Genomic DNA, 19,537 nt, shown 5'->3' on the forward strand with positions numbered 1-19,537 from the left:
CCGGTCTGTCCAAGACCTCTTGGGAGATCACAGTGAGCCGACGAGGGGACTCGAACCCCTAACCGCCGCTGTCTCGTGCCAGACTTGTCGGTGTTGGGCCAAAAGCCACATTGCTGTACATCACCTGGCACATATGCGCCTCAAGGCATGTGGGAGTTTGTCGACCATCGCTGCTGTTTGTCGTCGAATGAGGTGCATTATCAGGTGAGCTCGCTAGACGCCAGTGATAGCACCAACTGCACGGATGCGGTCGGCGCCTCGATCAGCTAGCACTGATGGACCCAGCCCGAGCCCACACGCACCTTAACCAGACGCTTGAACTCGCCAATCTGGCCGGCTGTGCTCTCGGAGCTGTAGCGCCCGCCAAGCTGTCAACAGCCGACGTGAGATTCAAGCGATCACTCTTCTGTTCCACGACTCAGGCTGCGGGCGCCTCCGACTGAACGACACGCTGTTTCTTCGCGTTCGATAGCCTGCGGTCGCTGGACTAGCAAGACTGGCGTCGTCGTCTGCTGGAGCCTGAGTACGGGAACCTCGCGCCGTCGGCAAGACACGAACGCGGTCCGCCGCAGGAGCCTTGTCTATTCCCTTGGGAGCAGACCTTCTTCGAAGGCCCAAGCGAAGAGGCTCGAGCCGGACTCGATGGGAAGGTACATGTCGGTGTCGATCAGGTCATCCACGACCCGGGCGGCGCGATCGCGGTCAAAGTTGAAGAGCGTGGCATAAGCCTCCACAACCAGCCACAAGGTGTCGTGACTCGGCACGTCTCGGAGATCTGCTTGGGCGATTGCACGACGCTCGTCCAATAGGGCCGTGAGATCACGGTGCATCGCGCAAGCGATGACAGCGCACTCGCCCAGGTGCTCGGTTGGATCTCCGCCCATCGCCGCCTTGAGGATGAGTTGGGTGCCTACCTCCTCCTCGGTCAGCACCGCCAACTGGATCCAAGGCATTGCCCCCACACTGGCGATTCCGGAGTAATTCTCTTGGCCCGTCTGAATCTCAGCATCTACATCGTCGGGCACAAGGACAATTCCACCGGGTGCCAGGTCTCGAAGGATCTGGAGGTGGCCGGCTCGTGAGAGGTGGGTGTAGACGCTCGTGTCTGTGACCCACGGTTGTGAGTCAAGCATCCGGCAGTGACCTGCTGTGGTCTGCGAAGGATCGTCGAAGATCGTCCAGTCTCGGCGGCTCCACTTCCGGCAGATCGCCAGCATCTAGCTGGCCGCGGAGAAGCTCGAGGACTCGGGACGCGGTGAATGTCGACGAGGTGTAGCCCCTTAGACAGGCAGCGATGAAGCCTGGCGAGAGATACGGGTGTTCGAGCTCTTCATTCCAGGAGAGCCCAAGCCGTAAGTAGTCACCCGACCGCGGTTCGATCTTGCTCAACTGATCGCGTTCTTCATGCGTCAGGAGCTTGAGGTTCCGCAACTGCGAGATTGTGGCCGACCAACTCAGCCGAAAGGCGACTCCCACTGCTAGCGCGCGATCGCGTTGCGACCACGTACTGTTCTCTGACCACACCTTCGTGACCGCAGCACGGGGAGCAAGGAAGTGGATCGCGAAAGAGTTGATCATTGGCTCGTTATCAAGAGATGCCTCTGTGTCGTAGGCATCGCCGAACACCCAGTGTCCGAGCTCATGGGCCAGAGTCATGCGGCGCCGGCCCGAGCCGGCGTCTGCGTTGATTACCGCGACGCCCAGCGCTCCAGTTCTGGCGGTAACCTCAACACAGCCGCCATCCGGACCGGCATCGCCAAGCGGTGCTGCGAGCGTGTACAGCCCTAACCCCTCGCAGGCTCGCCCCAGGTCGTCGATAGGCGCTGCGTCGAGAGCTAGCTCTTTTCGGAACCGTACCGCGGCATTCTCAGCTTCAGCGTGTGTTCGTGGAACGCGCGCATCTTGCACGCGCGTGACCGATGCGAGGAGACCCAACTCCATGAGTCCGCGCACGTCCGCCGCGAACTGGTCGATCTCCGCATCCAATGCCCGCGTAGAGTCGTGAGCCGCTTGTGGGGCTGATCGTCGACTCACCGCCGCTGGCACGGGCTCTTCCACGAAATAGGAGAGTGGCCGGCCCAACGCTTGTGCGATCCTGACAAGTTCGGGCACCTTGAGGTTCCGCTCGCCCTTCTCGAGCAGGACGATTGCGGTCCTGTCAAGGCCCACCTCACGCCCGACACTCTCCTGTGTCATACCGGCGAGTTCGCGGGCTTCTGCAAGCCGCTGGCCGAGCCGCACCTTGTCCATATGTGAGATTTTCGCACATGAGGCAAGTCTGTGTCACAGAGACGCCGACTGAGGCCCGGCAGGCGGCAGAACGAGTGTGTGGAGATGACAGTACGAGCACTGCAAGAGTTGGGATCGATCTTCCTGTTCGGCGGACTTCCACCGAAACCGGTCTATGCCGCGCGGTGGTGGCGCATCATCTGGCCGCCTGGGGTCAGAGTCGGCCAGCTGTCAGGGAGGCGAAACCTAGCTCGCTAAGAGCTGTGGTCAAACGGCTCAGTCCGCTCGCTCCATCGCGGCGGGCGTCACAGCGCTACTACTCAGCGTCAAGAACCTTCTAACACTACCTACGGGCGGTCTCAATACGCAACGCATCACGCTAGGTGACACCACGCTCGTCGGCGGAGAGGACTGGTAACGCGTCACGCCGTGTGGGAGCGGGCCGCGTCTCAGGGCGCCCAGCCGCCGCTGCATGTACGGCCAGTCGAACCAACGCGAGCGACTTCGCTAGTTCACAACTGGTGTGCCGCCAAAGGTGCAGCGCGGATCAGACAACATCATGGAAGATCAGATATGCGTCGTTTCCTGGAGCTAGCACCGTACGTAGTCCCCGTCGTAACGGTCGTTCTTGGGATTCTCCTCGGCCCGAGCATTCGCAGCGTCGCCCGGCACCGCCGTGACCTCGGAGCCGACGCGACGCTGGTCGAAGCGCTTCCCGAGAAGGCTAAAGACGCGCTGCGGGAGGACATGGGCCGGCGAGCGATGGAACTCATCGCCTACAGCCGGTACCCCACCATCACGGTCTCGGATCTGGTCACGCTGTCGGCTTTCGTCGCATCGGCGATCTACTTCGGTTGGATCACGGTCGACTTTGGCCGTCACGGTTGGGCTGTCGATCCGCAGTCGACAGTTCTGGGATGGTGCCTGCTCGGCTCGATCATGCTGAGTTCGTGGGCCTCGTTTCACACGCGCTGGACAGCACGCGCGGCAGCCCGACTCCGTCTGCTTCAAAGCGACGTCGGGCAGCAAGTGGCAGAGGAGAGTGGTCGACTGCTGCGAGTCGGCCACCGGGTATCCCTAGTGGGAGGTGCCGCCCTCGTTGGCGCTGGCATCCCGATCTCACTATTCTTCGCATTCTCTAACCACTACGACTGGGAACCTAAATCCACTGCTCTCGGATTCGGCATCCTTGGTTCATCCCTCCTGGGCGCCGTCGGGGCTTTTGGACTCATTGCGCTGGTCGATGATGACCTTGGCGGTCTCCTCCTCAAGATATTCAATCAAGACGAGATCGACGCGTACGCTGCCGGAGAGGCCAGGCGGCGGGCGAAGCGCGAGCAGCGGAAGGCCGCGAGACGCGGTCACAACCACGCACAGTTGGCGCCCGAGACCCAAGTGCGGGAACCCCGGCTGGTCGACCTGCTGGCCGTTTTGGCGTTGATTCGGTGGCGGCGGAGGTCGCGGCGTAGGACATAGCCGATAGCCCAGGCCAGCACGCTGATACGTGGGGATTCGCAACGAGCATAGCCCATCGGGGCGTGCGGCTACCTGCCGATATTCAGGCTGCGCCCGGTGCCATTGTCCACCCTACGAGCCGGCCCGCCTCTAAAGGGCGCAATTATTCGCAACAGGTTCTGGACGCCGCATGCAACTCGTGTCCTTGGCCGGTAGCAAGAGACATCACGTAGGCACCGGCACCCGGTAACGCACGAGCAGGTGCGGGTCTGTAGAAACATCGAAGCGCGTTGAGGGACTCGCAAGGGATTGGGGCCGCGGCACGATACTGGGCTGCCGACATCTCATTGACGTCGGCATGCAAAATCGGCACAAGCTCCGGAAGACGACCGCGACCATCCTGGACGACGGCGGCCAGTCCGCTCGCAAGATCGCCGACCAGCTCGGCCAGGCCGACACGACCACCACGATGAACGCCTACGTCGGTCGGAAGGTGCTCAATCCGGAGGCCGCCCGCATCCTCAATGAGGCTCTCAGGCCGATCGATGACCAGGATCGACAACCACCGGCGGGCCCCGAGCTGTGATGGCAAACTCGACGTTCGGGGAGGGAAAGCGGTGAGTAAGTGATGAGTTGAGGCTCACAACTTCATCACCGCTCGGGCATAAGCCCAGTTCAAAGAGCCGACGAGGGGACTCGAACCCCTAACCACCGCTTTACAAGAGCGGTGCGCTGCCAGTTGCGCCACGTCGGCGGGTGCGGGGTCAGTTTAGCGGGTGGTGGGGGTTAGGTGGTGGCGGAGGGTGTGGGCGCCGGGGAGGGCTAGGAGGGGGAGGAGGGTTAGGAGGAGGAAGGCGGGGAGGGGGTGGTTGACGAGGAGGCCGGTGGCGGTGGCGGCTAGGAGGCCGCCGGCGTTGCCGGCTAGCCAGATGAGGCTGGTGGCGGTGGCTTGGGTGGTGGGGGAGCGGCGTTCTACTAGTTCTAGGACTACGGGGAGGGCGGGGAGGAGGAGTAGGCCGATGAGGGTGATGGTGATGAGGGCTGTGGGGGTGGAGGGGGCCACGGCGAGGAGGAGGAGGGAGAGGGCGGTTAGGGAGAGGGCTGCTAGGAGGTAGGGGGACTCGGTGTGGTGGCGGGCGGTCCAGATGGGGATGAGGGCGCTGCCGAGGACGCCGGCTATGACGTTGAGGAGGAGGATCAGGCTGGCGGTGGTGTTGGGGATGCCGGCTGGTTCGAGGAGGGGCTGGGCGAAGGTGCTGAGGGCAACGAAGACGCCGAAGGGGAAGGTGGCCAGGAGGGCGAGGCGGCGGATGAGGGGGTCGGACCAGGCGGTGCGGAGGGCGGCGAAGGTGGGTTGGGTGGCCGCTTCGGTTGGGCTGGGGTGGCGGAGGGCTACGGCCAGGACGGCGGTGGCTGTCACGCAGAAGGCGGCGGTCGCGAGGAGCATGGTGTGCAGGTCGGCGGCGGTGGGGAGGACGGCGCTGAGGAGGAAGGCGAGGAGCATGCCGGCGAAGATGCTGGCGGTGCCGATGGCGACGCCCGTGGGGCGGGACTTGACCGGCAGATAGCGGGCGGTGATGCCGGTGACGGCGTTCAGTACCAGGGGCTGGGCGATCGAGGCGAGGAGCTGGCCGGTCAGGAGCCAGGCGAAGCTGTCGCCGCCCAGCCGAACCAAGGCGCCCAGGGTGGTGAGGACGGCGCCCGCGAGTAGGGCCGGGCGGAACCAGCGGTCCAGCAACAGGCCGCAAGGGACCGACAGGACGACGTACAGCAGCGGGAAGACCTGGGCGAGCCAGCCGATCGCGGTTTCGGAGACGCCGTAGTGGTCGGCGGCGACGGTGGTGACGCCGGCGAAGTTGAGCCAGACGAGCTGGGTGGCGGCCCCGACGAGTGAGTAGCCGACGATGGCGGACCAGCGACTCATACGGTTCCTCCCCAGACGGTTGGCGGCACTGTACGCCGGAACGTACAAAGGAGGAATGGAGCCGGATTGGGAGGGACCGCTCGGCGAGGCGTACGCGCGGGCGATGACGTATCTGCAGGGTCTGCCGGAGCGCCCGGTCGGCGCGTCGGTGTCGGCGGACGAGCTGCGCAAGCGCCTGGGCGGCGAGCTCCCCGAGCACCCCGCCGACCCGATCGAAGTAGTCCAGAACTTGGCAGAAGCTGTCGAAGGCGGCCTGGTGGCGACCGGCAGCGGCCGGTTCTTCGGCTTCGTGATCGGCGGCGCCACCCCGGCATCGCTCGCGGCCGACTGGCTGGCAACGGTCTGGGACCAGAACGCAGGCCTGTACGCCGCCGCCCCCGCCGCATCGATGGTCGAGGAGATCGCCGCGGGTTGGCTGGTCGAGCTGTTCGGACTGCCCGAGCAGACGTCGGTCGGCTTCGTGACCGGCGGCCAGATGGCGAACTTCACCGCGCTCGCGGCCGCGCGGAACGCCGTACTCCGAAACGCGGGCTGGGACGTCGAGGTCGACGGCCTGGTGGGCGCTCCGCCGATCCGGGTGCTGGTCGGCGCCGAGCGGCACGACACGATCGACCGGGCGCTGCGGTTCCTCGGGCTGGGGACGCGCTGCATCGTCCCGATCGAGGTGGACGACCAGGGCCGCATGCGCCCGGATGCGCTCGCGAAGGAACTGCGCGACGATCCGACGATCGTCTGCGCGCAGGCGGGGAACGTCAACACCGGCGCGATCGACCCACTCGACGAGATCTGCGCCCTGGCCGGCGAGGCCTGGGTGCACGTGGACGGCGCCTTCGGCCTCTGGAGCACGCTCAGTACGCCGATCCCGGGCCTGGCCCAGGCGGATTCGTGGGCAACCGACGCCCACAAATGGCTGAACGTCCCCTACGACTCCGGCCTGGTCTTCTGCGCGCACCCCGAGGCTCATCAAGCGGCGATGGCCGTGCGGGCGTCGTACCTGATCCATGACGCCGAGAAGCGCGATCCGTTGGACTACAACCCGGAGTTCTCCCGCCGAGCGCGGGGCTTCGCCGTGTACGCCGCCCTCCGCGCCCTCGGCCGGAGCGGGATCGTGGAGCTCGTCGTCCGGTGCCAGGCGATGGCCCAACGGTTCGCGGCGCAGCTCCAGCCCTACGTGCTGAACGAGGTGACGCTCAACCAGGTCCTGGTCAGCTTCGGCGCTGACACGCCGCAGATCGTCAAGAGCATCCAGGACGACGGGACGGCGTGGCTCTCCGGAACCACCTGGCGAGGCCGGCCCGCGATGCGGATCTCGGTCTCGAACTGGACGACGTCCGCGGCGGATGTCGACCGAACCGTCGAAATCATTCGGAGGGGTGTCGAAAACGCGCGCGGCCGCTCGACGCAGGGGTGAAGACACTCCTACCGAAAGCAGGAATCCATGTCGTTCCAGGCGTACTTGGACAAGATCGAGGAGAAGACCGGCCTGACCCCGCGGGCGCTGGTCGAGCAGGCGAAGGCCAAGGGGTACGCCGATGCCAAGGCGACCGTGATCTGCGACTGGCTCAAGACGGAGCACGACCTCGGCCGCGGGCACGCGATGGCGCTCGTCCACGTGATCAAGAACGGCCCGACCATCTCCGACAAACATGTCGGCCGCCCGGGGCCGCACGGCGACAAGTCGAACACCCTGTGGCTGGATGGCAAGGCGACCAACCCGCTCCAGTAGGTTAGGCGGGTGGACGGGAAGAAGTCGCCGCGGGACAAGTGGATCACGATCTTCGGGCGGAAGCCGGTGCTCGAGGCCTTGGACGACCCGAAGTTGTCGGTGGCGAAGGTGGTCGTGGCCGACAACGCGACGGGCGGCTCGCTGCAGGAGATCCTGCGCGCGGCCGACCGGACCGGGACGCCGGTGGAGCGGGCGACCGCGAGTCGGGTGAAGTGGCTGGCCGGGAACGGCAAACACGACCAGGGCGTCGTCGCGGATGTGAACGCGCCGCGGATGACTCCGCTGGAGGAGTTCGTCCGCGCCCGCGGCAAGCGGCCGACGAACGTCTTCCTGCTCGACGGTGTCACCAACCCCGGCAACGTCGGCATGATCCTGCGGACGGCGACCGGCGCCGGCTTCGACGGCGTCATCCTGCCCAGGGCCGGTACGCCGCACGTCGGGCCGCTCGTCATCAAGGCGTCGGCCGGCGTCGCGTTCCAGGCGCCGATCGTGAACACCTCGACGGCGAAGACCGCGATCGACCTGCTCCGCGCGGCGGGCTACCACGTCTACGGCCTGTCCGCCCGCTCGAAGGACTCGCTGTTCCGGACCGAGCTCGCGCCCCGCGCGGTCTACGTTCTCGGCGGCGAGACCAACGGCATCAGCGTGCCCACCGACTCCGATCTGCAGATCCCGCTGCAGGCCGGCGTCGAGTCGCTGAACGTCGCCGTCGCGGCCGCGATCGTCGCCTTCGAAGTCACCAACCGCTGAACAAACGGCTGATTCGAGTAGTTGTGCGTCGTCGGCGCGGGCAGCATAATCTGCTGCATCGCCGTTTCGGCGGTGGGGGAAGTATTCAGTCGAATAGTGGGGGGAATATCGTGCGTGCCACGAATCTGCTTCGTGCTGCGCTGGTGACGATCGTCGCCGGCGCCAGCCTGATCGCTCCGGCGACGGCGATGGCTGAGGACCCGCCGACCAGCACGGTCACGGCCAGCCAGACCCAGCTCCAGCCGGGGACCGTGTTCACGGTCCACCAGACGCTGTTCAACAAGGAGACCTTCACGCTCATCGGCGCGAAGGGAGCCCTGTACTCGAAGGACTCGATCCTGCTCGACCGGGTCACGCTCGTCTCCTGCAGCGGCAACTGCTACGAGTACGACGGCCACGTCCGCTCCTCGTTCGGTGACCTGGAGCCGGGCGGTTCCCGTGAGGTCACCTACACGCTCAAGGTGATCGACAACCCGGTCTTCGGTGACTGGATCCTGCGGACGCAGCTCGTCGGCGACAACTACTCGTTCGACATCACCTCCGGCCCGGACATGGTGATCGGCGGCACCCCGCCGGCCACCGCGGCCGATATCGCGGTGTCGCTGACCGGCTCGGTGCAGGGCGGCTCGAAGTCCAAGATCACCTACACCGCGACGATCAAGAACAACGGCCCGGGGGCGGCGACCGGTATCAACGTCGCCGCGTCGCTGTCGTCCAACCTGACGTACGTCGGGACGAACGGCTGCACCCGCGTCGGCACCACGCGCAACCTGAACTGCGCCGTCGCCTCGCTGGCCAGCGGCGCCAGCGTGACCCGGACGTTCACGGGTGAGGCGCCGATGCTGGCGACGGGCTCCTTCGTCGGTACGGCGCAGCGCACGGCCGGCTCGCCGTCCGACCCGGTCGCGGCCAACAACAAGGCCACCCGCAGCTGCTCCGGCCTGCTCGGGATGGTCCGCTGCTGAGCTGAGCACCGCCGGCCGGCGGTCGCCAGGGGTTCACACCTCCGGCGGCCGCCGGTTCTGTTTTGTCCCTTGCCAGCAGTGGGTGCCGTGATTTACCGTCCGGATTAACGTTTAAGTGAGCGTTAGTGAGCACTCTACTGTGGCTTGGAGCAGCTATGATCAGTCGGCGGCGATTTCTGCAGGTTTCCGGGGCGGCGGTGGTCGCCGGGAGCGCGTTGGCCGGTTGCGGTGACGGGGGTACCGCGAGCGGTGGCGCGAAGGCGTCCGGTGAGCTGAAGCTGCCGACGTACCGGCCGTTCGCCGGGCTGCGGCCCGATCTGGCCGGCGCCGAGACCGGGCTCGAGCCCGGCTTCCTGCAGTTCCCGGCGGACGCCGTCGCCAGCGTCAAGGCGCCGCCGTTGAAGAACGCCGTCACCGCGCTGACCGAGACGTTCGCGACGCCGCCGCCGCCGATGGGCAGCAACCCGATGTGGCAGGCGCTGAACCAGGCGCTCGGCGCCGACCTCAAGCTGACCATCGGCACCGACCCGGGGTACCCGGAGAAGTTCGCGACGCTCCTGGCCAGCGACTCGCTGCCCGACCTGATGTGGCTGCCGCCGAACCAGGGTATCCCGAACATCGGCCCGATGCTGGAGGCGAAGTTCCAGGACCTGACCAAGTACCTGTCCGGGGACGCCGTCCTGGAGTATCCGAACCTGGCCGCGCTGAAGCCGGCGTCCTGGCGGACGGCCGTTGTCAACGGCAAGATCTGGGGCGCGCCGATCCCGTCGACGCCGTTCGGCCAGGTGATGATGGGCAACCCGCGGACCTGGGCGAAGGTCGGCGGTCTGCAGAGCACCAGCGCGGACGAGTTCTTCGCCAAGTGCAAGGAGCTGAGCAACGGTACGAACTACGCGCTCGAGCCCGCGATCATCAACATGTTGCACATGTTCGGCGAGTGGTTCGGCGCCCCGAACGGCTGGCGGGTGAACGCCGACCGCTCGCTCACCCACCTCTACGAGACCGACAACTACCGGGCCGCCGTCGAGTACGCCGCGAAGCTCTGGGCGGCCAAGGTCTTCTACCCGGATCTCAACCTGGCCGACGCGACGCCGAAGACCGTGAACGGCCAGATCGCCGCGCAGGTCACCGTCGGCCCGCGCGCCACCGCGGACTTCCGGGCGCTCGACCCGACGCTGTTCGTGGACACGCTGATCCCGTTCGGTCATGACGGAAAGGCCAAGCCCGTCTACGACATGGGCTACGGGACGGTCGGGTTCACACCGTTCAAGCAGACCGACGAGGGCCGGATCCGCGAGCTGCTCGCGCTGATGGACTACCTGTCGGCGCCGTTCGGGACCAAGGAGTACCTGCAGAAGAACTTCGGCGTCGAGGGGCAGCAGTACCAGCTCGACGCGAAGCGGAACCCGGTGCTGACCAAGGCCGGCACCCAGCAGGCGCCCGGTCTGGTCAGCGCGCTGACGATCATGAACTCGCCGGAGAGCGTGATCTTCAACCCGGCCTTCCCCGACGACACGCGGAAGATCCACGCCACCGAGCAGGAGCTGCTGAAGTTCGCGATGCGGAACCCGACCGCGGGCACCTACTCCGACACCAGCAGCAAGGTTGGCCCGAAGCTGACCGCGGCGTTCCGGGACACGATCGTCGACATCGTCACCGGCCGGCAGCAGATCGGCGCGTACGACGCGGCGCTCAAGCGCTGGAAGTCCGGCGGCGGTGACAAGATGCGGGACGAGTTCGCCGCCGTCCTGCCGGCGAGCGTGCCGGTCTCGTGAGGTTCGCCGAGCGGTGGCGCCGGGACTGGCAGATGGTTCTGCTGATGGTCCCCGGCGTCGTCTTCCTGCTGTTGTTCTTCTACCTGCCGGTGCTCGGGAACGTGGTCGCGTTCCAGGACTTCCAGCCGTACCTCGGCATCATGCACAGCGAGTGGAACGGCCTGCAGAACTTCGTCAACCTGTACGCCAACCCCGACTTCTGGGACGCGTTGCGGAACACGCTGATTCTCGCCGGCGTCCAGTTGCTGCTGTTCTTCCCGGTGCCGATCGCGCTCGCGCTGATCGTGGATTCCCTGGTCAGCAACCGGATCCGGCGCTGGTTCCAGACCATCGCCTACCTGCCGCACTTCCTGTCCTGGGTACTGGTCGTGACGCTGTTCCAGCAGTCGCTGGGCGGGGCCGGGTTCGTCAACAACCTGCTCCGGCAGGCCGGGCTGGACCCGATCCCGTTCATGACGAACCCCGACACCTTCCCGCTGCTCGTCGTCGCGCAGCTGGTCTGGAAGGACGCCGGCTGGGCGATGATCATCTTCCTGGCCGCGCTCACCACGGTCGACGTCTCGCTGTACGAGGCGGCGGCCGCGGACGGCGCCGGCCGGTGGCGCCGCTTGTGGCACATCACGCTGCCCGCCCTGCGGACGGTGATCGTGCTGCTGCTGATCCTCCGGATCGGCGACATCCTCAGCGTCGGCTTCGAACAGTTCATCCTGCAACGCGATTCGGTCGGGCCCGGGGCGGCCGAAGTGCTGGACACGTTCACGTACTACGCGGGCGTCGTCGGCGGCGACTGGAGCAGCGGAGCCGCGGCCGGGCTGGCCAAGGGCGTCGTCGGAGCCCTGCTGCTGTGGGGTGCGAACTCGCTCGCCCATCGGCTCGGTGAGCCGGGGATCTTCCAGCGGAGGGGTGGCTCATGAGGCCGGTGTGGAAGGAGAATCCGGCCCCGGCGTACCAGGCGATCAAGGCGGTCGTCCTCGGCGGCTTCGCGCTCGCGATCGTCGTCCCGATCCTGGTCGTGGTGTCGACGTCGCTGGCCAGCGACCAGGACATCATCGACGCCGGCGGTTACGTGCTGTGGCCGTCGCATCCGACCCTGAAGGCGTACGAGACGCTGTTCAGCGGCGGCCTGATGGGCCGGGCGATCCTGGTCAGCGTCTTCGTCACGCTGGTCGGTACGGCGATCGCGCTCGCCGTGACGATCGCGCTGGCGTACGCGACGTCCCGGCCGGTGCTGTTCGGGCGCCCGGTCCTGCTGATGGTGTTGTTCACCTTGCTGTTCGCGCCGGGGATCATTCCGATGTTCCTGGTGGTCAAGCAGCTCGGCCTGCTGGACAGCCTGTGGTCGCTGATCCTGCCGGGTGCGCTCGGCGCGTTCAACTTCGTTGTCCTGCGCACCTTCTTCATGAACGTGCCGGGCGAGCTGCTGGAGAGCGCCCGGATCGACGGCGCCAGTGACTTCATGATCCTGCGCCGGATCGTGATGCCGCTGTCCAAGGCGGTGATCGCGGTGGTCGGGCTGTTCTACGCGGTCGGCTTCTGGAACGCCTTCTTCAACGCGCTGCTGTACCTGAACGACACCTCGAAGTGGCCGGTTCAGGTCATCCTGCGGACGTACGTCCTGCAGGGCAAGTCGCTGTCGGCAGACCAACTGGGCGTCGAACCGCTGCCGCAACCGCAGTCGCTGCAGATGGCGGTCGTGGTCGTTGCCCTGGTCCCGATCGCACTGGTCTACCCGTTCCTGCAAAGGCATTTCACCAAGGGCGTCATCACGGGCGCGGTCAAGGGCTGACTTCTGCAAGAATCGTCCCTATGTCGACACCGGCCGATCGGCCAACACTGCGGATGGTCGCGAAAGAGGCAGGCGTCTCGGTCGCGACCGTCTCCTACGTGCTGTCCGGGCGCCATCGCAGTCACACGATCAAGGACTCGACGGCCGACCGGGTCCGCGAGGTCGCGACCCGGCTGGGCTACCGGCGCAACGACGCCGCCCGCGCGATCCGGACCGGTAAGTCGGATCTGGTGCTGCTCTCGCTGACCGTGCTGGCCGATCCGTGGTCACAGGCCGTCGCGTCGACCGTGAGTACGGCGGTCGCCCCGCTCGGCAAGACCGCGCTGATCGTTGCCGACGGCGACTGGCGGACCGTCCTGGCCAACCGGACGCCGGATGTCATCTTCATCGACAGCGTCGGCCCGGAGCCGGAGGAGATCGCCGAGCTGGCGACCTTCGCGGCGCAGGGCGTCCAGATCGTCGCCTTCGGCGAGACGCTGGAGCCGCGCGGGTTCGACGTGATCCGCTCCGGGGCCGAGCCGCGCTGCCATCTCGCCGTCGAGCATTTGCTCGCCCAGCACGACCGCGTCGGCGCGCTCACCTCGCGGACCTCCGGTTTCGCCCGGTTCGACGCCTACCTGAACACGCTGAAGGCGGCCGGCAAGCCGATCGTCGACGACGACATCGAGGTCTTCGAGCAGCACCCGGAGGGCGCTTACCGGGCCGCGATGACGCTGCTGAGCAAGCCCGATCGGCCCTCGGCCATCTACTGCACGACGGATTTCGCCGCGATCGCCGTCGTCCGGGCGGCGCATCGGCTGCGCATCGACGTCCCGCGGGATCTGGCCGTGGTCGGCGTCGGCAACACCCCGGAGGGCGAGCACTTGGACCCGTCGCTGTCGACGGTCGGCCCGGTCGGCTTCAACGAGGCGCTGGCCCGGATCATCGTCGGCCGGCTGACCGATCGCGAAGGCGCGGACGGCCAGGTCTTCGACTTCCCCTGGCAGCTGATCGTGCGGGAGTCGTCGCGATGAAGCCGACCGGCGCCGGCTGGGAGCCGATCGACATCGGGGAGTCGGGCGCGGCGGTGTACCGGCGCGGTGACGTGTTCGCCAAGTGCAGCGCGGACGTCGCCGAGCTGGCAGCGGAGCGGGATCGGGTCGCCTGGCTCGCCGGGACGCCGATCCCCGGTGCGACGGTGCTCGATTGGCAGGAGTCGGCGTCCGGTGCGTGCCTGATGACGAGCGCGGTGCCGGGGGTGGCGGGGATCGACCTGCCGGCGTCGTCCTGGCTCGGGGCGATGGAGAGTCTCGGGCGGGCGCTCCGCGAGCTGCACTCGGTCCCGGGCTGCCCGTTCGAGCGACCGCTGGCGTCGGTGCTTGCCGTCGCGACGGACGTCGTCCGCCGGGGCGCGGTGAATCCGGAGTTCCTGACCGACGAGTGGCGGGCGGTGCCGGTGCAGTCGCTCCTCGACCGAGTCGTTGCCGAGAGCCCCTATGTGGAGTCGGTCGCGGAGCGCGTGGTCTGTCACGGGGACGCCTGCCTGCCGAACGTGCTCTTCGACCCGATCACGCTGCGGGTGACCGGTTTCCTCGACCTCGGGCGGCTCGGCGTCGCCGACCGGTACGCCGACCTCGCGCTGACCACCATCCAGCTGTACGACGAGTGGTCGGTCGACCCCGGACCGTTCCTGGCGGCGTACGGGCTGCCGGAGCCGGATCAACGGCGACTCGAGTTCTTCCGGATGCTGGATCCGCTGACCTGGGGCTGAACCGCCGTACCGTGGGGGCGTGCGGACACCGGTCGAGATCGTCGCTCTGGTCGTCTCACCCGTGCACGCCTTCGAAGGCCGCCCGGCCGACGGCCCGCGGCCCGACCCCGAGCCGATCAGCCGAACCAGCATCGACGTCCGGGCCGGCCTCGGCATCGTCGGCGACCGGTACTACGCCCAGCGCATCCACCACAACGCCGCCATCACCTTCCTGGACGTCGCCGCGGTCGAGGCGCTCGGCCTCCTGACGCCTGCGGACCCGACCCTCCTGCGCCGGAACATCGTCCTCCGCGGCTTCCCTATCGACACTCTTGCCGCACCTCCCGGCGCAACCGCCTATCGGCGCTTCACGCTGGACTCGGGCGACGGGCCGGTGACCTTCGAGGCCCACCGACCCGCCAACCCCTGCGCCTGGATGAACGTCGTCCTCGCCCCCGGCGCGATGAAGGGCCTGCGCGGCCGCGGCGGCGTCCGCACAACCCCACTCACCTCGGGCGTCCTCCGCCTCGGCCCGGCCGAGCTCGACGTCCTCGATTAGCCGCCCGGCGGCGGCAGCGGCGGCATACCCGGCACCGACTTCTCCGCCGGCAGCTTGCCCGTCAGCAGGAAGGTGTCGACCAGCTCGTCCACCCGGATGTTCTTGTACGGCGGGTTGCTCGCGTAGATCCCGTGCTGGCCCTCGTCGGTCACGGTGAGCAGCCGCGAGTTCGCGAACCCCGCATGCGCTTCGAGCGCACCCTCGATCGGCGTCGCCGGATCACGCTCGGACTGGACGAGCAGCACCGGCGGGACGCCCTTGCCGTCGATCACCGGGAACTGCGTGGGCGGCCGATTCCAGTACATGCACGGCTGCATGATCCACTGCCCGCCGGCGAGCGTGAGTCCCTCGTCGAGGAACTGCTGGGACTGCTTGATGGCGCCGTCCTCCGTCGTCGGCCACGGCCCGTCGTTGCAGAGGACCGACCAGAACGTCGACGGGTGCGCGTCCGCGGCCATCGGCGCGGCCTGCAGGTCGGTGTCGACAGCCTGCTGGTGCTGCTGGATCCGCTGTGCGGCCGCCGACTTCGCCGCCGCGGGCGCCGCGGTGGTCAGCGTGCGGATGTCGACCAGCGTCGACGCCGTCGCCGGGTACTGCGCCGTGTGGTAGATGCCGTCGCGGGCGATCTGGTCGAAGGTGTCCGGGGACAAGCGGACGCCGTTGTACACGATCGGCTCGGCCGCGATGACCTTGCGCATCTCCTCGAACTGCTGCCGCACGCCCTCGGCGGTGGTGCCGAAGCCGTACACCTTGTCGTACTTCGCCATCCAGGGCAGGAAGTCGACCCGCCACTTGCGTTCGTAGCCCATCGGCTGGCGGCGGAAGTTCTCCTCCCACGAGCCGGTGAAGCGGACCACGGAGTCCAGCGCGAAGTTGCCGACGCGCTTGGGGTAAGCCTGCGCGTAGTAGGCGCCGAGCCATGTCCCGCCGGACCAGCCGACGTAGTTGATCTTCGGCCGCCGCAGCAGCACGCGGAGCAGGTCCATGTCCTTGATCGTCTGCTGGGTGTTGATCACCGGGCCGAGGTCACCGGCATTGCGCTGACACTCCTGGACGATCTCCTTGGTGTTGTTCAGCAGCAGCCGCAGGTTGGCGTCGGTGCGGTCGCGCGAGTCGCCGCTCGCCATCCGGCCGAAAGCGCCGCCGCAGCTGACATTCGTGCTGTGACCGGTGCCGCGGACGTCGAAGCCGATCACCTCCTGCTCGGCCAGCAGCTCCTTCTGCCTGCGGAGCTTCGCGGCGAAGATCCGGCCGGGCTGACCGGGGCCACCCGGGTTGATCACCACCGAGGTCTTGGCCACGCCGGTCGATGGCAGCCGGCTGACGGCGATCGTGAGCTCCCGCCGGTCGGCCGGGTTGTTCCAGTCCCGCGGCGTCCGGTAGGTCGCGCACTCCAGGTGCTCCGAGCCCGCCGGCGGCGCGAACGGCAGTTCGTCGGCGCGGCACAGGTGCCAGTCGAGCAGTTGCGCCGCGAAGCGGTCGGGGATGGCGGTCGAGTTCAGCGGCAGGGTGTCGGCACTCGGGGTCGCGGTCGCGGCCGGCGCCACTGGCAGCACGAGGCCGACGGCGATCGCCGTCACCAGCACTGCACGAATTCTCGGCATACGTCGTCCTTGGGAGGTAGGAAACGGAGCCCTACGACTATCGGGGGCGGGAGGCGGTCAACAATCGTTACGGTCTGGATCGAATCGTCGCCCTTGGGCTTTCGGAAGGTTTTCGGTGTGGCCGAATACCGTCGCGGGGTGAGGCTGGTCGGAGGCGTCGTTCTGCTGTTGGCGCTGGCGGGTTGTACGGACGCGCCGGTCGCTTCGCCACGTTCGGAGGCCCCGCCGCCGGCGACTTCGGTTCCGAGTACGCCGCCGCCCACTACACCGCCGCCCGCTACACCGTCGCCCAGCAAGCCGCGGACGCCGACGCCGCGGGCGAGTGGGCCGGTGACGATGAGTATTCCGGCGATCGGCGTCCAGGGGCTGCGGGTCGTGTCCTACACCGGGACGGCGGACGATCGGCCGGGGACGGTGATTCAGAACCGTGGGGTGGCCGCGAGTCCGCGCGGGCGGGCCGGGGGCGTGGGCGCGGGGGAGATCGGCAACTTCATCATCACGGGGCATCGGGTGTCGCACGGGCGGCCGCTGGAACGCGTGCCGGAGCTGAAGAACGGCGCGCATGTGCTGATCACGGTGGGCGGGACGGTCTACGACTACGTGGTGAACGACACGATGACGATCTCGTTCCGCAAACCGGCCGAGAAGGCGCAACAGAACGCGGCCGTTCCCGGGCGGCCCGGCGTCCGGCCGACGCAGGCGATGCTGACCATCTCGACCTGCGCCACCCCGGAAGACAATGCCGCAGGCAACTATTGGCGGGACGCGCTCGGCAACCCCGAGCACCGGATCAACAAGATCGCCACGCTGACCGCGACCCGGCCGGCCTGATCAGCTCAGCTCGCGGATCAGGGTGGTGGATTTACCGGCCAGAGCGGCGGGGATCCGGCGGCGCAGGACGGGGAGTTTCAGCGTCCGCAGCATGAGTCGACGGACGAGCAGTTGGGTGCGGGAGTCGGGCAGGAACCAACGGGCCGCGGATCGGCCGACCTGTTGTTTCTCTTCGACGACGGGCCGCCAGATCCGTTCGTACGCAGCGAATGCGGCCTCGGGCGACTCCGCGCGGGCGAGCTCGCCGCCGAGAACGTAGGCGCCCGCGATCGCCAGCGACGCGCCTTGACCGGCGAGCAGTGAGACCGCCTGGCAAGCATCGCCGACCAGGCCGACCGATCCGTTGTGCCAAGTGGGCATGACGATCTGGGCCACGTGGTCGTAGTACAGGTCGGGCGGGCAAGCGGCCAGCGCCTCGGGGACGACCCAGCCCAGTTCGTCGTACGCCGCTTGGACTGCTGCCCGCGCGTCCGCCGGTAGGGCCGGGTCCGTCGACCTGTGGACGCCGAAGGCCGCGACTCGGCCGTCGCGCAGCGGGTAGCAGCCGAACTGGGCGCCGATCGTGTCGGTCAGGCAGAACCGACCGCCGACTTGGTCGTAGATGTGCGGATCGTCGAACATGAAGGCCGAGGTGTGGAAGCCGAGGTGCCGTAGGTGCTGCGTCTCCGGCCCGAAGACGAGCCGACGCACGGTGGAATGGATGCCGTCGGCACCCACCACGACGTCGCCGGCGAGGACCTCGCCGTCCGCGAGTGTTACCCGCGGGCCGGACAGGGCGATCTCGACGACCGGAGCGCCGTACCGGATCTTGATTGCTGCGGGCAACTGATCGCGCAGGACGGCTTCCAGGTCGGGACGCATCAGGCTGAGGACTTCGCCGTTGGCGACCTGTGCGGTGTCGATCGCGGCTCGGCGGCGGCCGCGCTCGTCCACCAGGACTGCCTCGGTGATCGGATAGGCGATCTCGCGGAGCGCGGGCAACAGGCCCAGCTCGCGCGTCGCGTCCAGCCCGGGGCCGAAGAAGTCGATCATGTAGCCCTGGTCGCGTGGACCGGGAGCTCGCTCGAGCAGGACCACCTCCTGGCCGAGCGCATGTAGTCGGTGCGCAAGGGCCAAGCCGGCCATTCCGGCGCCGCGGATGATCACTCGCACGGGATCACCACCCGGCGGAGCACAGCGCCGACCTGGTTGTCGAGTGGGCCGAGACTGCGGTGGAGCAGTAGGCCGTCGACCGCAGCGGCCAGGACGGCGGCCGATGCGGCCGGATCAGGGACCTGATGGGCCGCGAGCCAGTCGCTGACCTGGTTGCGGAAGGCCGCCACGATCCCGGCGATCCGGTCGCGGAGTTCGGCGTCCCGCCCGGCGGCCAGGTACGCCTCGACGAACAATCGGGACATCGGGTCGGCCCCCGAGTACTGGTCGACGGAGGCGAGGAGTGCGTCGACGCCTTCGGTCGGGCTCGTCGCCACGGAGAAGACCTGCTGAGAGGCGTCAAGCACCTGGCGCATGGCGGCGACCGCGGCCTCGGACAGCACCGCCTGGATCGATGGGAAGTGGTAGTGCACGACGCTCGCGCTGACGCCGGCGTGCTCCGCCAGGATGCGCGTGCTGACGGCCGACCAGCCGCGGTCCGCGATCAGCTCCGCCGCAGCGGTCAGCAAGCGCTGCCTGACCTGCTCGCCTTTGGTGGCTGCCATCCACTCCTCCAGGGCAATCGACCTGTACGATCGCCCTGATTCTAGCTCATGCCGAAGAGGAGCCGGGAAGGGCCGGACCTACTTGCGGCCGAACTTCCACCACTTGGGCTTGTTCGCGCGGATCTCGTCCGGCGTCAGCGGCGGCGGAACCGGCGGGCGGGACTCCTCGGTGAGGAAGTCGCCGGACTCCGTGTCGTACGGCGTCACCCCGAGCCGCCGGCTGATCTCCATCACGATCGGGATCGATCGCGGGCCGTCGTTCAGGTAGAACGTGATGTCGCGGACCTCGATCCCCTTGCCGATCGTCATCTCGACATCGAACTCGTCGCCGCGCAGCACCAGCCAGGACGGCTTACTGACGTCCACCCCCGGTACCACTTCCCGCACCACCTCGACCACATCCGTCGAGCGCCCGACCGACGGCGGCTCGTACCCGTCCGGCATGTCCTCGAGGCGCCGTACGCCCCCTGGCCCTCGCACCGCATACACAGCCCAGCTCATACCCCC

Annotated in this window: 20 protein-coding genes and 1 tRNA gene; 13 read left to right on the forward strand and 8 right to left on the reverse strand. The window is 67.7% G+C overall.

The features are described 5' to 3' along the window. Positions 1 to 581 precede the first annotated feature (581 nt). Together ACZ6ZD_RS13825 and ACZ6ZD_RS13830 are read right to left on the reverse strand one after the other, a co-directional pair. Complete coding sequence (locus ACZ6ZD_RS13825) at positions 582 to 1,133, reverse strand: PIN domain-containing protein (protein ID WP_465671718.1); 552 nt, start codon at positions 1,131 to 1,133, stop codon at positions 582 to 584. Beyond that, the gene (locus tag ACZ6ZD_RS13830) at positions 1,126 to 2,250 is read right to left on the reverse strand and encodes a helix-turn-helix domain-containing protein (protein WP_465671720.1); all 1,125 of its coding nucleotides are present in this window, start codon (positions 2,248 to 2,250) and stop codon (positions 1,126 to 1,128) included. Before ACZ6ZD_RS13830 ends, ACZ6ZD_RS13825 begins: the two co-directional genes overlap by 8 nt. 552 nt (positions 2,251 to 2,802) lie before the next feature. Here ACZ6ZD_RS13830 and ACZ6ZD_RS13835 point away from each other — a divergent pair. Both ACZ6ZD_RS13835 and ACZ6ZD_RS13840 read left to right on the forward strand, forming a co-directional pair. After that, positions 2,803 to 3,705: a hypothetical protein gene (locus ACZ6ZD_RS13835; RefSeq protein ID WP_465671722.1), complete on the forward strand. Its 903-nt coding sequence runs from the start codon at positions 2,803 to 2,805 to the stop codon at positions 3,703 to 3,705. Between the two features lie 337 nt (positions 3,706 to 4,042). Then, a complete protein-coding gene (locus ACZ6ZD_RS13840; protein ID WP_465671724.1) occupies positions 4,043 to 4,270 on the forward strand; it encodes a hypothetical protein in 228 nt (75 codons plus the stop codon). Between the two features lie 95 nt (positions 4,271 to 4,365). Here the strand turns inward: ACZ6ZD_RS13840 and ACZ6ZD_RS13845 are convergent. Continuing rightward, positions 4,366 to 4,438: transfer RNA gene (locus ACZ6ZD_RS13845), tRNA-Thr, on the reverse strand. Positions 4,439 to 4,453: 15 nt separating this feature from the next. Continuing rightward, positions 4,454 to 5,608 (reverse strand): MFS transporter, encoded by a 1,155-nt coding sequence (locus tag ACZ6ZD_RS13850; protein WP_465671726.1) that lies wholly within the window; start codon positions 5,606 to 5,608, stop codon positions 4,454 to 4,456. A gap of 55 nt (positions 5,609 to 5,663) precedes the next feature. Between ACZ6ZD_RS13850 and ACZ6ZD_RS13855 the strand changes: the two genes are divergently transcribed. The 10 genes from ACZ6ZD_RS13855 (at position 5,664) to ACZ6ZD_RS13900 (ending at position 14,898) form a co-directional block, all read left to right on the forward strand. Continuing rightward, positions 5,664 to 7,019 carry a pyridoxal phosphate-dependent decarboxylase family protein gene (locus tag ACZ6ZD_RS13855; RefSeq protein ID WP_465671728.1) on the forward strand — a complete coding sequence of 452 codons (1,356 nt, stop codon included), beginning with the start codon at positions 5,664 to 5,666 and terminating at the stop codon, positions 7,017 to 7,019. 27 nt (positions 7,020 to 7,046) lie between these two features. Beyond that, positions 7,047 to 7,334: a DUF4287 domain-containing protein gene (locus tag ACZ6ZD_RS13860; protein ID WP_465671730.1), complete on the forward strand. Its 288-nt coding sequence runs from the start codon at positions 7,047 to 7,049 to the stop codon at positions 7,332 to 7,334. Positions 7,335 to 7,343: 9 nt separating this feature from the next. Continuing rightward, a complete protein-coding gene (locus tag ACZ6ZD_RS13865; RefSeq protein WP_465671732.1) occupies positions 7,344 to 8,084 on the forward strand; it encodes a TrmH family RNA methyltransferase in 741 nt (246 codons plus the stop codon). A 110-nt stretch (positions 8,085 to 8,194) separates the two neighbouring features. Beyond that, positions 8,195 to 9,049, forward strand: a complete 855-nt coding sequence (locus ACZ6ZD_RS13870; RefSeq protein WP_465671734.1) for a CARDB domain-containing protein — start codon at positions 8,195 to 8,197, stop codon at positions 9,047 to 9,049. A 155-nt stretch (positions 9,050 to 9,204) separates the two neighbouring features. Next, positions 9,205 to 10,824, forward strand: coding sequence for a type 2 periplasmic-binding domain-containing protein (locus ACZ6ZD_RS13875; RefSeq protein WP_465671736.1), 1,620 nt, complete (start codon positions 9,205 to 9,207; stop codon positions 10,822 to 10,824). A 32-nt stretch (positions 10,825 to 10,856) separates the two neighbouring features. After that, positions 10,857 to 11,738 (forward strand): ABC transporter permease, encoded by an 882-nt coding sequence (locus ACZ6ZD_RS13880; protein ID WP_465671738.1) that lies wholly within the window; start codon positions 10,857 to 10,859, stop codon positions 11,736 to 11,738. After that, positions 11,735 to 12,610, forward strand: coding sequence for a carbohydrate ABC transporter permease (locus tag ACZ6ZD_RS13885; protein WP_465671740.1), 876 nt, complete (start codon positions 11,735 to 11,737; stop codon positions 12,608 to 12,610). Before ACZ6ZD_RS13880 ends, ACZ6ZD_RS13885 begins: the two co-directional genes overlap by 4 nt. A 20-nt stretch (positions 12,611 to 12,630) precedes the next feature. Further along, positions 12,631 to 13,623 carry a LacI family DNA-binding transcriptional regulator gene (locus ACZ6ZD_RS13890; protein WP_465671742.1) on the forward strand — a complete coding sequence of 331 codons (993 nt, stop codon included), beginning with the start codon at positions 12,631 to 12,633 and terminating at the stop codon, positions 13,621 to 13,623. Beyond that, positions 13,620 to 14,360, forward strand: a complete 741-nt coding sequence (locus tag ACZ6ZD_RS13895; RefSeq protein WP_465671744.1) for a phosphotransferase — start codon at positions 13,620 to 13,622, stop codon at positions 14,358 to 14,360. The genes ACZ6ZD_RS13890 and ACZ6ZD_RS13895 overlap by 4 nt, the downstream gene beginning before the upstream one ends. A gap of 19 nt (positions 14,361 to 14,379) precedes the next feature. Further along, the gene (locus ACZ6ZD_RS13900; protein WP_465671746.1) at positions 14,380 to 14,898 is read left to right on the forward strand and encodes a molybdenum cofactor biosysynthesis protein; all 519 of its coding nucleotides are present in this window, start codon (positions 14,380 to 14,382) and stop codon (positions 14,896 to 14,898) included. Here ACZ6ZD_RS13900 and ACZ6ZD_RS13905 read toward each other — a convergent pair. Then, complete coding sequence (locus tag ACZ6ZD_RS13905) at positions 14,895 to 16,502, reverse strand: alpha/beta hydrolase (protein WP_465671748.1); 1,608 nt, start codon at positions 16,500 to 16,502, stop codon at positions 14,895 to 14,897. The genes ACZ6ZD_RS13900 and ACZ6ZD_RS13905 overlap by 4 nt on opposite strands. A 138-nt stretch (positions 16,503 to 16,640) precedes the next feature. Between ACZ6ZD_RS13905 and ACZ6ZD_RS13910 the strand changes: the two genes are divergently transcribed. Next, positions 16,641 to 17,333: a class E sortase gene (locus ACZ6ZD_RS13910; protein WP_465671750.1), complete on the forward strand. Its 693-nt coding sequence runs from the start codon at positions 16,641 to 16,643 to the stop codon at positions 17,331 to 17,333. Here ACZ6ZD_RS13910 and ACZ6ZD_RS13915 read toward each other — a convergent pair whose 3' ends face one another. The 3 genes from ACZ6ZD_RS13915 to ACZ6ZD_RS13925 form a co-directional block, all read right to left on the reverse strand. Then, a complete protein-coding gene (locus ACZ6ZD_RS13915) occupies positions 17,334 to 18,485 on the reverse strand; it encodes an FAD-dependent monooxygenase (RefSeq protein ID WP_465671752.1) in 1,152 nt (383 codons plus the stop codon). It abuts the gene before it with no gap. After that, entirely contained in the window at positions 18,476 to 19,030 is a 555-nt protein-coding gene (locus ACZ6ZD_RS13920; protein WP_465671754.1) for a TetR/AcrR family transcriptional regulator, read from the reverse strand. Before ACZ6ZD_RS13920 ends, ACZ6ZD_RS13915 begins: the two co-directional genes overlap by 10 nt. Positions 19,031 to 19,108: 78 nt before the next feature. Beyond that, complete coding sequence (locus tag ACZ6ZD_RS13925) at positions 19,109 to 19,531, reverse strand: hypothetical protein (protein ID WP_465671756.1); 423 nt, start codon at positions 19,529 to 19,531, stop codon at positions 19,109 to 19,111. Between the last annotated feature and the right edge of the window lie 6 nt (positions 19,532 to 19,537).

The sequence above is a fragment of the Kribbella sp. NPDC104218 genome (assembly GCF_055584105.1).

Excerpts from the sequence above, each read along its gene's own strand:
- ACZ6ZD_RS13850 (WP_465671726.1), bottom strand. The coding sequence starts at position 5,608 with ATGAGTCGCTGGTCCGCCATCGTCGGCTACTCACTCGTCGGGGCCGCC.
- ACZ6ZD_RS13875 (WP_465671736.1), top strand. The coding sequence starts at position 9,205 with ATGATCAGTCGGCGGCGATTTCTGCAGGTTTCCGGGGCGGCGGTGGTC.
- ACZ6ZD_RS13905 (WP_465671748.1), bottom strand. The coding sequence starts at position 16,502 with ATGCCGAGAATTCGTGCAGTGCTGGTGACGGCGATCGCCGTCGGCCTC.
- ACZ6ZD_RS13830 (WP_465671720.1), bottom strand. The coding sequence starts at position 2,250 with ATGGACAAGGTGCGGCTCGGCCAGCGGCTTGCAGAAGCCCGCGAACTC.
- ACZ6ZD_RS13920 (WP_465671754.1), bottom strand. The coding sequence starts at position 19,030 with ATGGCAGCCACCAAAGGCGAGCAGGTCAGGCAGCGCTTGCTGACCGCT.
- ACZ6ZD_RS13885 (WP_465671740.1), top strand. The coding sequence starts at position 11,735 with ATGAGGCCGGTGTGGAAGGAGAATCCGGCCCCGGCGTACCAGGCGATC.
- ACZ6ZD_RS13855 (WP_465671728.1), top strand. The coding sequence starts at position 5,664 with ATGGAGCCGGATTGGGAGGGACCGCTCGGCGAGGCGTACGCGCGGGCG.
- ACZ6ZD_RS13860 (WP_465671730.1), top strand. The coding sequence starts at position 7,047 with ATGTCGTTCCAGGCGTACTTGGACAAGATCGAGGAGAAGACCGGCCTG.
- ACZ6ZD_RS13825 (WP_465671718.1), bottom strand. The coding sequence starts at position 1,133 with ATGCTTGACTCACAACCGTGGGTCACAGACACGAGCGTCTACACCCAC.
- ACZ6ZD_RS13890 (WP_465671742.1), top strand. The coding sequence starts at position 12,631 with ATGTCGACACCGGCCGATCGGCCAACACTGCGGATGGTCGCGAAAGAG.
- ACZ6ZD_RS13895 (WP_465671744.1), top strand. The coding sequence starts at position 13,620 with ATGAAGCCGACCGGCGCCGGCTGGGAGCCGATCGACATCGGGGAGTCG.
- ACZ6ZD_RS13835 (WP_465671722.1), top strand. The coding sequence starts at position 2,803 with ATGCGTCGTTTCCTGGAGCTAGCACCGTACGTAGTCCCCGTCGTAACG.
- ACZ6ZD_RS13925 (WP_465671756.1), bottom strand. The coding sequence starts at position 19,531 with ATGAGCTGGGCTGTGTATGCGGTGCGAGGGCCAGGGGGCGTACGGCGC.
- ACZ6ZD_RS13880 (WP_465671738.1), top strand. The coding sequence starts at position 10,857 with ATGGTTCTGCTGATGGTCCCCGGCGTCGTCTTCCTGCTGTTGTTCTTC.
- ACZ6ZD_RS13840 (WP_465671724.1), top strand. The coding sequence starts at position 4,043 with ATGCAAAATCGGCACAAGCTCCGGAAGACGACCGCGACCATCCTGGAC.